Source organism: Limosilactobacillus ingluviei DSM 15946, assembly GCF_001435775.1.
Classification (GTDB): Bacteria; Bacillota; Bacilli; order Lactobacillales; family Lactobacillaceae; genus Limosilactobacillus; species Limosilactobacillus ingluviei.
In genome coordinates, this window is the sequence record NZ_AZFK01000028.1 from 43,398 (window position 1) to 56,550 (window position 13,153).

At 54.2% G+C, this 13,153-nt stretch carries 13 protein-coding genes; 11 read left to right on the plus strand and 2 right to left on the minus strand.

The genetic code is table 11. From position 1 onward, the window contains the following. Positions 1-9: 9 nt before the first annotated feature. The 11 genes from purL (at position 10) to FC43_RS04305 (ending at position 10,931) form a co-directional block, all read left to right on the plus strand. Entirely contained in the window at positions 10-2,235 is a 2,226-nt protein-coding gene (gene purL, locus FC43_RS04260; protein WP_019206661.1) for a phosphoribosylformylglycinamidine synthase subunit PurL, read from the plus strand. After that, positions 2,211-3,677, plus strand: coding sequence for an amidophosphoribosyltransferase (purF, locus tag FC43_RS04265; protein WP_019206662.1), 1,467 nt, complete (start codon positions 2,211-2,213; stop codon positions 3,675-3,677). Before purL ends, purF begins: the two co-directional genes overlap by 25 nt. Next, complete coding sequence (purM, locus tag FC43_RS04270; RefSeq protein ID WP_019206663.1) at positions 3,674-4,750, plus strand: phosphoribosylformylglycinamidine cyclo-ligase; 1,077 nt, start codon at positions 3,674-3,676, stop codon at positions 4,748-4,750. The genes purF and purM overlap by 4 nt, the downstream gene beginning before the upstream one ends. Then, the gene (gene purN, locus FC43_RS04275; protein WP_019206664.1) at positions 4,747-5,331 is read left to right on the plus strand and encodes a phosphoribosylglycinamide formyltransferase; all 585 of its coding nucleotides are present in this window, start codon (positions 4,747-4,749) and stop codon (positions 5,329-5,331) included. Before purM ends, purN begins: the two co-directional genes overlap by 4 nt. Beyond that, positions 5,331-6,866, plus strand: a complete 1,536-nt coding sequence (gene purH / locus FC43_RS04280) for a bifunctional phosphoribosylaminoimidazolecarboxamide formyltransferase/IMP cyclohydrolase (protein WP_056954355.1) — start codon at positions 5,331-5,333, stop codon at positions 6,864-6,866. Before purN ends, purH begins: the two co-directional genes overlap by 1 nt. Before the next feature lie 22 nt (positions 6,867-6,888). Next, positions 6,889-8,142 carry a phosphoribosylamine--glycine ligase gene (gene purD / locus FC43_RS04285; RefSeq protein WP_056954357.1) on the plus strand — a complete coding sequence of 418 codons (1,254 nt, stop codon included), beginning with the start codon at positions 6,889-6,891 and terminating at the stop codon, positions 8,140-8,142. Positions 8,143-8,319: 177 nt separating this feature from the next. Then, positions 8,320-8,484 (plus strand): hypothetical protein, encoded by a 165-nt coding sequence (locus FC43_RS11040; RefSeq protein ID WP_019206667.1) that lies wholly within the window; start codon positions 8,320-8,322, stop codon positions 8,482-8,484. 189 nt (positions 8,485-8,673) lie between these two features. After that, a complete protein-coding gene (locus tag FC43_RS04290) occupies positions 8,674-9,312 on the plus strand; it encodes a hypothetical protein (protein WP_155818355.1) in 639 nt (212 codons plus the stop codon). Positions 9,313-9,357: 45 nt separating this feature from the next. Then, positions 9,358-10,158: a hypothetical protein gene (locus tag FC43_RS04295; protein WP_019206669.1), complete on the plus strand. Its 801-nt coding sequence runs from the start codon at positions 9,358-9,360 to the stop codon at positions 10,156-10,158. A 69-nt stretch (positions 10,159-10,227) separates the two neighbouring features. After that, positions 10,228-10,554: a hypothetical protein gene (locus tag FC43_RS04300; protein WP_019206670.1), complete on the plus strand. Its 327-nt coding sequence runs from the start codon at positions 10,228-10,230 to the stop codon at positions 10,552-10,554. 89 nt (positions 10,555-10,643) lie between these two features. Further along, a complete protein-coding gene (locus tag FC43_RS04305) occupies positions 10,644-10,931 on the plus strand; it encodes a putative quinol monooxygenase (protein ID WP_019206671.1) in 288 nt (95 codons plus the stop codon). A gap of 49 nt (positions 10,932-10,980) precedes the next feature. Here FC43_RS04305 and FC43_RS04310 read toward each other — a convergent pair whose 3' ends face one another. Together FC43_RS04310 and FC43_RS04315 are read right to left on the minus strand one after the other, a co-directional pair. Further along, positions 10,981-12,153: a mandelate racemase/muconate lactonizing enzyme family protein gene (locus FC43_RS04310; protein ID WP_019206672.1), complete on the minus strand. Its 1,173-nt coding sequence runs from the start codon at positions 12,151-12,153 to the stop codon at positions 10,981-10,983. Between the two features lie 3 nt (positions 12,154-12,156). Further along, positions 12,157-13,032, minus strand: a complete 876-nt coding sequence (locus tag FC43_RS04315; RefSeq protein WP_056954359.1) for a transporter substrate-binding domain-containing protein — start codon at positions 13,030-13,032, stop codon at positions 12,157-12,159. Positions 13,033-13,153 lie beyond the last annotated feature (121 nt).

A 13,153-nucleotide genomic window follows, 5' to 3' on the forward strand; every position in this document is an offset into this window, starting at 1 on the left:
AAATGACCGATGAAACAAGCAATGACACCGGAAGAAATCAAGGCGCAAAAGCCGTACTTGGATTGGAGCCTCTCTGAACGCGAATACAATTACATTGCAGAAGAGTTGCTGGGCCGTTTGCCAAATTACACGGAAACGGGACTGTACTCCGCCATGTGGAGTGAACACTGTTCTTATAAGAAGTCTAAGCCGGTCTTGCGCCTGTTCCCTAACAAGAACGCCCGCGTCCTGCAAGGGCCGGGAGAAGGGGCCGGCGTAGTTGACATTGACGATGGCCAAGCGGTCGTTTTTAAGGCCGAAAGCCACAATCACCCGTCGACGGTCGAACCCTACCAAGGGGCGGCCACGGGGGTTGGTGGGATTCTGCGGGACATCTTCTCGATGGGCGCGCGGCCGATCGCCTCACTGGATTCGCTGCACTTTGGCGAGCTGGATAACCCCACGATGAAAATGAAGGTCCAAGACACCGTCAAGGGGATCGGGGATTACGGCAACTGCATGGGGATTCCAACGATTGCGGGGGAAACGACCTTTGATCCCTGCTATTCCGGTAATCTGCTGGTCAATGCGATGAGCGTGGGGTTGATGGACCAAAAGCACCTGCAAAAGGGGACGGCAAACGGGATTGGCAACGCCGTGATGTACGTAGGCGCCAAGACTGGTCGGGACGGGATCCACGGCGCGACCTTTGCCTCAGCGGATTTCTCGGATGAAAATGCGACCCAGCGTTCTGCCGTGCAAGTCGGGGATCCCTTCATGGAAAAATTGTTGATGGAAGCCTGCTTGGAATTGATTGAACAACACGCCGACTGGCTGGTCGGCATCCAAGACATGGGGGCGGCCGGGATTGTTTCCTCCAGTGCCGAAATGGCTAGCGAAGGGCAAGCCGGGATGGAATTAAACTTGGATTTGGTTCCGCAACGTGAACCCAACATGTCGGCTTACGAAATCATGCTGTCGGAATCGCAAGAGCGGATGTTGCTCTGTGTGGTCAAGGGGCACGAAGCAGATGTGCAAGCGATCTTTAAGAACTACGACTTGGAAGCCGTGGTCATTGGTCGGATTACCGCCGGTCACGACTATGTGCTGCACCACGACGGTCAAGAAGTCTGCCACATTCCGGTTTCGACCTTGACCGATGACGTCTTGGAAGAAGCCAGTGAAGAACGCGAGCCCGCCCGCCTAAAAGCGGCTAAGCAAGCGCCCGCTTGGGTGCCGGGAATCAAGGACGCCGGCGCGACCTTGCGCCAACTGTTGGCGCAAAGCACGATTGCTGATAAGTCGGTCTTTTTTGAACAATACGACTCGATGGTCCGGACCTCAACCGTAGTGGGGCCAGGTTCGGATGCGGGGGTTCTGCGGGTGCGCGGCACGCGCAAGGGGCTGGCGATGACGACCGATGGCAATGGGCGCTTTGTCTACCTCGATCCCGAAATCGGGGGCAAGATGGCTTTGACCGAAGCGGCTGCGAACTTGATTGCGACCGGGGCCGAACCATTAGCGATTACTGACTGTTTGAACTACGGGGACCCGACCGATCCAGAAATTTTCTGGGAACTTCACCATTCCGTCATGGGGATGGCGGAAGCCTGCCGGGTCTTTGATACCCCCGTCATTTCCGGGAATGTCTCCTTATATAACGAAAATAACGGTCAGGCGATCCATCCCACGCCGATGGTGGGGATGGTCGGCTTGATCAAAAACCTGGACCGGGTGATCCCAATGGCCGCCCAACACGCTGGCGATGCCGTTTACCTGCTGGGGCAAACTGGGGACGACTTTGCGGGTTCTGAATTACAAAAGCTGCTGACCGGCGACATTGCCGGGGCCTTAGCGGACTTTGATCTGCAGGCCACGCGGGACAACTTCCACCGTTTGTTGGCGGAAATGCAAGCTGGTCACATCGCCAGTGCGCACGACCTGGCTGAAGGGGGTCTGGGGGTCGGCTTAGCCGAAATCCTCTTTAAGACTGAACTGGGGGTTAACTTAACGTTAACCTTGACCAAGGACCAGTTCTTTGCCGAAACGGCCGGGCGGATGATTGTCACGGTGCCGGTTGAACACACGGCGGCCTTTGAGGCGGCCTTAGGGACGGCCGTCACTAAGGTCGGGGAAGTTACCAACAGTCACTGGCTGCAAGTTCGGCTGGCCGATGGGCAAGTCAACGAAAACGTTCAAGCATTGCAAACGATCTGGGAGGAGGCGATTCCGTGCCAGCTGAAATCAAAGGATTAAATGAAGAGTGTGGGGTCTTTGGGGTCTTCGGGGCGCCAGAAGCCAACCACCTAGCCTACCTGGGCTTGCATACGTTGCAACACCGGGGCCAAGAAGGGGCCGGGATCGTCACGACCGATGGCACTGAAATGTATCAGTACCGCAACCGCGGGCTGTTGGCCCAGGTCTTCAAAAATCAGGCCGACTTGGACCACTTGGTGGGCGAGGCAGCGATTGGGCACGTGCGCTATGCCACGGCGGGGCGCCACACCCTAGCCAATGTCCAACCCTTCTTATTCCGCTTTCACGATGGGGACGTGGCCCTGGCCCACAATGGGAACTTGACCAACGCAGTGACCTTGCGGCGGCAATTAGAAGATGAAGGGGCCGTCTTCCAATCTGACTCGGACTCCGAGATTTTGATTCACCTGATTCGTAAGCACATTAAGCAGGGCTTCATTCCCGCCCTCAAGCAGAGTTTGAACGAATTGCGCGGGGGCTTTGCCTTCTTGCTCTTACAAAAGGACCGCTTGATTGCAGCCTTGGACCCGAATGGCTTTCGGCCCTTGGTCTTAGGCCAGCTGCCGGACGGGGCCTACGTGGTGGCCAGTGAATCGTGTGCCTTGGATATTGTCGGGGCCAAACTGCTCCGGGATGTCCAACCCGGGGAACTGTTGGTCATCGACCGGGCTGGCTTGCATGAAGATCACTTTACGACCAAGACCCAATTGGCAATCTGCTCGATGGAATACGTCTACTTTGCCCGGCCGGATTCGATCATTCACGGGGTGACGGTGCATAACGCGCGCAAGCGGATGGGCAAACTCTTGGCGGCAGAACACCCCGTCGACGCCGATATTGTGATTGGGGTGCCGAATTCTTCACTGTCGGCCGCTTCCGGGTATGCCGAAGGGGCAGGATTGCCGTATGAAATGGGGTTGATCAAGAGCCAATACGTCGCCCGCAGCTTTATCCAACCAACCCAAGCCCTCCGGGAACGGGCGGTGGCGCTGAAGCTGTCTGCCGTGCGGGGGGTCGTGGCTGGTAAAAAAGTCGCCGTCGTTGATGATTCGATCGTGCGGGGGACGACCTCGCAAAAGTTGGTCAAGATGCTGCGCGACGCCGGGGCCAAGGAAGTCCACTTGCTGATTGCTTCCCCACCGTTCCGTTTCCCGTGCTTCTACGGGATTGACGTGTCGACCCGGGCGGAATTGATGGCGGCCCACTACTCAATCGAAGAAATGCGCCAGCAGATCGGTGCCGACTCGCTCCACTTCTTGAGCGTGGCTAATTTGATTAAGGCCATCGACCTCAAGGACACTGGCGATGCGCCTTACCAAGGCTTGACGGTGGCCTACTTCAATGGGGATTACCCGACGCCGCTGTATGATTACGAAGCAAGCTACCTTGCGTCATTTAATGCGCAGGAACAACGGATGCGAAAGGAGCAACTCAAGTCATGAATCGGTACCAAGCCGCCGGGGTGGATGTCACCGCCGGCTATGAACTGGTAAAAAAGATCAAGGCCGACGTGGCCTCGACCAAGCGGCCCGGCGTCCGCGGCGGAATCGGCAGTTTTGGTGGGTTGTTTGATTTAGGAAGTTTGAATTACCACCACCCGGTCTTGGTCGCCGGCACCGATGGGGTCGGCACCAAATTGATGATTGCCCAGGCCGTGGGGGATCACACCACGGTCGGTATCGACCTGGTGGCGATGTGCGCCAACGACGTTCTCGCCCAGGGGGCGGAACCGCTCTTCTTTTTGGATTACATTGCGACCGGGAAGAACGTACCGGCCAAGATGGCGGCGATCGTCAGCGGGGTAGCGGCAGGCTGTCGGCAAGCGGGATGTGCCCTGCTTGGTGGCGAAACGGCTGAAATGCCGGACATGTACGCGCAAGATGAATACGATTTGGCCGGAACCCTGACCGGCGCGGCTGAAAAGGAGCAGTTGTTGACGGCTGACCGGCCCCAGGCGGGCGATGTCTTATTGGGATTAGCATCCAGCGGGGTGCACTCGAATGGCTTCTCCCTGGTCCGCCAAATCGTCCAGGAGGCCGGGATGACCTATGCCGACCGGCCGGCCGCCCTTGCTGGCGCCAGCTTCGGCGAAGCCCTGCTGACACCGACTAAAATTTACGTGCCCGCCGTCTTACCATTGGTTCAGGCCGGTCAGGTTCACGGGATCGCCCACATTACTGGGGGCGGGCTACCGGAGAATTTACCACGGATGTTTGGTGACGCGCTCCAAGCGGTGGTTGATCCGGCCACGTGGTCCCGCCCGGCGATCTTTGATTGGTTGCTGGCAGCCGGCGACTTGAGTTTGGCTGATGCCTTTGCAACCTTTAACATGGGGCTTGGGCTGATCTTAGCGGTGGCGCCGGACCAAGTGGCTTCGGTGCAAGCGGTCCTAGCCGCGGCCGGGGAACCTGCCGTTGAAGTCGGTCGCTTGCAGGCCCGACCAGCTGGCGCGGCCAAGCTGGTCATCAAAGGGGTGACGGTGAACGGCACGGAAGAGAAAGAGGAAGAGAAATGAGAGTAGCAGTTCTTGCGTCCGGGAACGGGACCAACTTTGAAGTCATTGCCGAACGCTACCAACAACATGCGTTGCCAGGCGAATTGGCCCTGCTGTTTTGCAACCACCCGGACGCCCCGGTGATGCAGCGGGCCGCTCGGTTTGGCGTTCCGGCGGTCAGCTTTACCGTTAAGGAATGTGGTGGCAAAGACGCCTATGAAGCCCGCTTGCTGCAGGTGCTCAAGGATTACCAAATTGATTTCATCGCCTTAGCGGGCTATTTACGGGTGGTCGGGCCAACGATTTTAGCGGCCTACCCGAACCGGATCGTCAATCTCCACCCGGCCCTTTTGCCGGCCTATCCGGGCTTGCACTCGATAGAACGGGCCTTTGAAGCTGGCGATGCCCAAACCGGGGTGACCGTCCACTATATCGATGCCGGGCTGGATTCTGGGCCGATTATCGCCCAAGCGCCGGTCCCGATTTTGCCGACGGATGATTTAGCGACGTTGGAAGCCCGGGTGCATGCAAAAGAACATGAGCTGTACCCAGCAGTATTGCAGGATGTCTTGACCCAACTGGAAAATGAGGAGGAAAAGTAATGCGTGCCTTAGTAAGTGTATCGGATAAGACGGGATTGGTACCTTTTGTCAAGGGCCTGGTGGCAGCCGGCTTTGAAATTGTCTCCACTGGTGGGACCAAGCGGGCCTTGGATGATGTGGGCCTGCCCACGATCGGCATCGAAGAAGTCACGGGCTTTCCGGAAATTATGGACGGCCGGGTCAAGACCTTGCACCCGAAGGTTCACGCCGGCCTCTTAGCCCGGCGTGATCGGGAAGACGACATGGCGACCCTGGCGGAAAAGGAAATTACCCCGATCGACCTGGTGGCCGTGAACCTCTACCCCTTCAAACAAACGATTGAAGATCAGACCAAGGACTTGGCCGATGCAATTGAAAACATTGATATTGGCGGCCCGTCGATGATCCGGGCGGCGGCGAAGAATTACCGCGATGTGACGGTCGTCGTCGACAGTGACGACTACGACCGGGTGCTGGCGGAATTAAAGACGGCGGGACACACCAGCGCGGAATTGCGGGCCGATTTGGCCGCGAAGGCCTTCCGCCATACCGCCGCTTACGACGCCGTGATCGCCGGTTACTTGACCAAGCAGATCGCCACCACGCCAGCTAAGACGCTGACCTTGACCTTTGATAAGGAAGCGGACCTACGTTACGGGGAAAACAGCCACCAAAAGGCGACCCTCTACCGGGATGCGGTCCCAACCACCAACTTCTCCCTGCTTAGCGCCAAGCAACTGCACGGCAAGCAGCTGTCTTACAACAACATCAAGGATGCCGACGCGGCGATGCGGACGGTGCGCGAATTTACGGCGCCAACCGTCGTGGCGATGAAGCACATGAACCCGTGCGGGATCGGGACGGCCGAAACGTTAGAGGCCGCGTGGGACCGGGCTTACCAGGCAGATTCGGTCTCCATTTTTGGTGGGGTAATTGCCCTCAACCGGCCGGTTGATTTGGCCACCGCCGAAAAGATGCACCAAATTTTCTTGGAAATCATCATTGCACCAAGCTTTGATGAAGACGCCCTGGCCGTTTTGACCAAAAAGAAGAACCTGCGCTTGTTGCAAGTTGACTTCAAGGCGCCCGAAACGCCGGAACCTGAATTAGTCTCTGTGATGGGCGGATTGTTGGTTCAAGATGAAGACGTCTTAGCTGAAGACCCGACCACTTGGCAAGTCGCCACTGAGACCCAGCCAACGCCAGAACAATTGCAGACGCTGGCCTTTGCTTGGAAGGCGGTTAAGCACGTCAAGTCCAATGCGATCGTGGTGGCCAACGGTGAACGGACCCTCGGGGTCGGGGCTGGCCAACCGAACCGGATTGATTCGCTTAAGATTGCCGTTAAGCACGCTGGGGAGGCGATTGACGACACGGCCGTGATGGCCTCAGATGCCTTCTTCCCGTTTGACGACTGCGTGAAGTTCGCGGCCGAACACGGTATCAAGGCGATCGTCCAACCAGGGGGTTCGGTCCGGGACCAAGAATCAATCGACGCGGCCAACGCGACCGGGATCGCGATGGTCTTTACCGGGATTCGCCACTTCCGCCACTAAAATTGGGGCTGGAGGAATGATCATGAACAAACAAAATGTGTTGGTAATCGGCGCGGGGGGCCGCGAATTTGCGATCGCCAAGGCCTTAAAGCAAAGCCCCCAGGTGGCAGAAGTCTACTGTGCCCCGGGTAACGTCGGAATGGCCAGCGTCGGTGTCCAAACCGTGCCGCTGGCGGAAAATGACTTTGCTGGTTTAATTGATTTTGCCCAGACCCACCAAGTCGCCTGGACCTTTGTCGGCCCGGAAACCGCCCTGGTGGACGGGATTGTCAATGAATTTCACCAGGCCGGCTTAAAGATCTTGGGGCCAACGGCACGGGCCGCTCAACTGGAAGGGTCGAAGGATTATGCCCTGAACTTTATGAATAAGTACGGGGTGCCAACGGCTAAGCACACTACCTACGATAATGCGACCGCCGCTTTAGCGGCCGTAGCCCAGTACGGCTTCCCCCTGGTGATTAAAGCCAACGGGCTGGAAGGTGGCAAGGGGGTCGTAATCGCCCCGGATCAGGCCAAGGCGGAAACGACGATCAAGGAGATGTTTGCCGCCGGCCAGGACCGCCTGGTGCTGGAGGAGTGCTTGACGGGGCCGGAATATTCCCTCTTTGTCCTGATTGAAAACGGCCAGTACCGGATCTTACCGATGGCCCAGGATCACAAGCGGGCTTACGATGGTGACCAGGGCCCCAATACCGGGGGGATGGGCGCTTACAGTCCGCTGCCCCAATTGGCGCCGGCTGATCGGCAACGAATGATTGATGAAGTCGTTGAACCCACCATTCAGGGGCTGATTGCCGGGGGCTATCACTACCACGGGATTCTCTATATTGGGCTGATGCTGACGCCAACGGGACCGAAGGTGATTGAATATAACGTCCGACTCGGTGATCCGGAAACCCAGGTGATTCTGCCACGGCTGGCCACCGATCTCTTTGATCTGGTCGACGCCTGCTTAAACGATCGTGAAATGCCGGTGATCGAAGAAAAGGCGGAGGCGGTCTTGGGCGTGGTCTTAGCGGCCAAGGGTTACCCACAAGCCCCAGTTCATGGCCAAGCCTTGGGCCCATTCCCTGAAGCGCCGGGGATCGCAATTGATTATGCCAACGTCGCCGGGAGTTTGGACGCCTTGACGGGCGCTGGCGGCCGGCTGCTGATGGTGATCGGCACGGCCACGAAGCTAGCTACGGCGCAACGGCAAGTGTACGATTATTTAGCGCAATTGGATGAACCAGCCTGTGAATACCGTCATGATATTGGTGATAAGGCGCTGAAATAATCTTATAAATACCCTCACGTCAGATAACTGACGTGAGGGTATTTTAGTAGAAATTATGTAATGAAAAAAAGATCGAATCCACTGATAAACCAAAATGTATGTAGATTAGATAAAAATAATTTGGTAAAACTTCTCTGAAGAATTTAAGAAATTATGAAATTTAAGTGAGGTTCGATTATGGATAAGAAACAAGCGATTATTGCCGCTGCTGCCTTAGCTGGAACAACGGTGATTGGCGTTCAGACTGCTCAAGCTGATACAGCTGATCAGCCGGTTCAACTTAACCTTAGTGGGAGCCTTAGCCTTAAGTATGGTGGGCCTGTTAGGCTTAACAGAAACTAGTCGCAAATTTAAGCTATTTAAGTGATGATATTTTTACTGTGTTACTGACATAAACTAAGCTCGATTACCAACTCATTATAATGTTGAGTGGTAACCGAGTTTTTGTTTTACAGGGATGAATTAACTGAAAACGCTCACTAGTTCTGATATGATGAATAAAAGTTTGCTTTATTGGAAGGAGTGGGGAACGTGTCGCGAAACATAAAGATGAAACGGCCGAAGTTTGAAGGGAATCGCAAAGAACAAGTGGCGCAAGCAAAGGAACGCCGGGTGGCATTATTACAACGGGCGAAACAAAAACAGGCTCAGCCGTCAGTTGATCACGCCCCCCAAGTTAAAGCGGCCCCGCAGTCTAACCAACAGGTCCAGCACTTGGAGCGGCAAATCGCAAGTTTAAAGCAACGACTAAATCAACAGACCGCCCAAGCCGCTCGGCAAGTTCAAAAGCAAGCGTGTCAACTGCGTAAACTGCGGCAAACCAATCACCAGTTACGTTTGGCTAATCGCCAACTACGGCATCAAACGGACGCTGAGCTAGCTCGACAACAAGCTCAAAGTGCTGCTGAATTGGCCCGTGCCCAGGAGGCATTGGCGCAAGTGCAAAAAGAACGGGAATTTTTAGCGGCGTGTGGTTGGGATGGCTCAGAAACGATGCATTCGCTTCACGAACGGCAGGCAGCGCTGACGACTTGGTGGATCTTGGCTTACCAAGCATCCGCCCGGTGTTTTTATGAGCAACGCCGGCTGGTTGCCGATAGCTTGGCACGCCAGGAACGATACCGGCGTGAGCGGAAAGAATGGGAAAAGAAATATAAGGCTGCCAAGTAAAATAGTGACGGTACCCGTCACCAACTAAAGCGCTTGAAGCAGGAAATGGCTTGGGAGCGTGCTCAACATGCCAATACTCGGGGCGAAGAGTGGCTGGGGCGCTTGATTAATCACCTTGATCCGACAACGCTAAGTCAATATGATCGTTTGGCGGAATTAAATGAAAAAATGTTGGCAACGTTTAGTGAGACCAGTCAATTGACCCTCGGCGGCCAGCCGGCGGCGCTTAAGTTTGTTTATGGTTACTTAAAGATTGTTGATGATCAGTATTTTATTCATGATGTTAATCATCAACGAGAATTTCCGCTGTTGGTCAGTGATAGCCAACAGCAAAATCCTAAGTTGGCGGATGGGGTGGCAATTAAGGCCCGGCGTGATTTGGCGACGGGAACGTATGCCCTGGTGCGGGTGCTGCCAGTAATCAATCAGGTTGACCACCATCAACAAAAGTTGCGAGCGACGGTCAAACGAAAGCGCCAGCCTGGTCAAAGCGAGCAAGGGGGGATCAAATTAACTCAGCCGGCCCAGCTAGCTTGGCTGGCTCAACAGAAGGTCTTGGTGGTGGGCAATAAGCCGGCCCAAGCCTTTGCGGATGAATTAAAACCGTACGTGGAAGTAAAGCTGATGGATGGTTATGAGGATCAACCGCGGGCGATTTTTACGGCAATGCAGGCGGCCGACTTTGTTTTTATTCTGATCGATAGCGTCCCGCACGCGATTACTGATTATACGAAGACGCAGCCGAGCTTGGCGCCGACCAGTCGTAAGGTTCAAATTTTTCGCAACCCGCGCCGCGAAGCAGGGGTGATTCGGCTTAGTTACTTGTATGCGACCCGGAATGACTAAAAAGGCGGTTGGTGAGCAGGATAATTTGATACACTTAGAAGAAATGACTGTTAAAGGGGAAATGAGATTATGAAGTCTCGGTTTGGCTTAATGGTTTTATTGGTACTGGGGTTATTATTATTTGGCCTTAGTCAAACTGCGTTACTAGTTGCAGCATCCGACACGTCCCAAGAAACGGCCATCAAACGGGCTGTCGTCAAGAAGGGGAAGCTTAGGTACCTAAGGGCCCGTTTTCCCGCCCTATACCAACGGGAATGGGAAATTGAGCAGAATGATGATGGCGACTATGAGGTAACCGGCTTCTTTAAGTTGCGCGGACATTTACGGCATTTTGAAGCGGTCGTGGAAGAAGAGGCGGGCGAGTATCGGTGTACCGATTTTCAACGTGGCTATTGACTGCTTGGCAAATCAGTTGAGCTTGACCAGATTGAGCTTGTATAATGGTAATGTAAGCGATATCTCGGTAAACAGAAAGGGGTCTTTCGATGATTTTGATTAATGTGCACTGCGATGTTGATCCAGCTAAGCGCGACGCCTTTAAGGACTACTTAAAGAACCTAGTCGAAAAGTCGCGCCAGGATCAAGGAAACCTCTTTTACACCTACTTGATTGATGGCCTCGACGAAAATAAGTTTATGATCGTTGAAAATTGGGCGGATCAAGCTGCCATTGATGCCCACAACAAGACGGCGCACTTGCAAGACTTCTTGCAAAACGCCCGCTCCTATTTGACGAAAGATTTCGTGATTCGGATCGCGGAAGTTGCGGAATAATCGAACGTAAAAATCGGTCACTTTGCTTGCTGGCAAGGTGACCGATTTATTATTCCACGACGGTTAGCTTGGCCTTTTCCATCGCTTGTTCACTGAGGGCTTGACCGATCCCAGGACGGTCGGGTACGTGGTAGTAACCATCAACGGGTTGGTAGTGGAAGCGGCCGCTTTGGTAGTTGTCAGGCTTTAAGTTAATCTCGTGTTCTTCGTGGATCACGAAATTGCTAATGGCAGCTTCAACTTGCAGCGTTGCAGCGGTCGCAATTGGCCCGCCACAGGTGTGGAATTGCACCCCGACGCCGTAGGCACTGGCGAGGTGGGCAATTTTTACCGCTTCAGAAATTCCACCGCAAACGCCAAGATCGGGTTGGACGATGCCGACACTTTGGTGTTCTAAGAAGGGTTTGAACTGCCACCGGGTCGTTAAGCGTTCACCAGTCGCCAAGGGGATCGCCGTATGTTGAGCGACGGTCGCAAATTCTTGCTGCTCTAAAGAACTAAAGGGTTCTTCATAGTAATAAATGTTCAGTGGAACGAGGCGCTGAGCAAATTGAATGGCCGCCTGGGGTTCTAATTTGCCGTGACATTCGACGATCAGATCAGCATTAGGGCCAATCGTTTCACGCACAGCAGCAACCCGCTCAACGGCTGCTTGGAGCTGGTGTTGGGATAAGAGGTAACGGTTCGCCACAAAGCGTTGCTCTTCTTCAAACTGGAGCGGATCCAGTTTGAAAGCCGTATAACCTTCTTCCACCGCCGTTTTCGCCACTTGAGCAAATTCAGCGGGGGTTTTAACCAGCCGAGACTGAGCTTCCCAACCGTACTGTAATTGGCTGGCATACGCGCGTAGTTTAGCATTGGTTTGCCCACCTAACAATTCATAGACCGGGACCCCGAGGACTTTCCCCTTCAAGTCCCAAAGGGCGCAGTCCAGGGCACTGATGGCGGAATAAAAGATCGCCCCACCGCTTTTGGCCCAAAAGGTATGCTGATAGAAGCGTTGCCAGTGATGCTCAATTTGCAGTGGATCCTGGTGGATTAACATTTGCCCAAGGTCTTTGAGGGCGGCGACTGCGGCGGTTTGACCATGGCCATAAGCAATCCCCGCTTCGCCAAAGCCACTTACCCCAGTGTCAGTAATGAGGCGCACAACGACGGGATGCCAGTACTTCTTCAGCCGGGCCCAGTGTAGTTGATAGATTTCGACCCGTTGGATTTGCATAGGTTATTCCCCCTTGACCGAAGCTGGCACCTTAAAGTACTTCACGTCCTTATCGGCCGGCTTTTTCGTTAGATCGTGGCCGTAGTACTTAATCATAATCTTAGAGAGGGTCCCATCTTTTTGGAGTTTGGCCAGTTCCTTGTTGATCTTTTTTTGCAGGCCGGGTTCATGCTTGTTGATCAAAAAGCCGATCCCTTTGCCCATCAGGTTGGTCCGGTAGTACAGTCCCTTGGCCATGGTCAAGCCTTGGATCTTACTGCGCTTCATGCCAGTGCTTAAGCCGTAGTAGTCATTTGGAATGAAATCGGTCTTGCCGTTGGCCACGTCATTCATTAACCCATTGGCACTATCGTAGTTGACCAATTTCGCACCCATGAATTGAGCGAAACGTTGGTTGGAAGTCCCGGCTTCCCCTGCGGACTTCTTACCCTTTAGATCACTCCAAGAGTGGATGCTGGATTGGTCTTTGGCCCGGACCAGCAATCCCCCAAAGGAGTATTTGTACGGGGTTGAAAAGAGGTACCGTTTGGCATAAACGGAGGACAGATTAAAGTTCCCGGCAGCTAAATCGGCTTTCCCAGACGCGACGGCGGTTAGTTCACCCGCGACATTCAACTCTTTGAATTCCACTTTCATCCCTAATCCCTTGGCAACTTGGCGGGCGATTTCAACTTCATAGCCCGTCAGGTGCCCCTTCTTATCATGGAATGAAGAAGCATACATATCCCCAGGAGTTGCAACGACCAGGGTCTTTTTATCGTTGGTTGCCGCTTGGGCGGCTTTTAAGTGTTGCCAGCCCAAGGTTCCAGCCAAACTAAAGCCGACCACTGCCGCCGTTGCGGCTAAGGCGGTGAAGAAACGTTTTTTATTCCAGTGCATGATCAAGACTCCTTTAAAAATTTAATGGTTATTGCTTTAATTTTAATCTTGTTGAAAACGATTTCAACAGTTGGCTTGGCGGGTGATTTGTAATTATTTTCACAGTTTGATAGACGAAAAC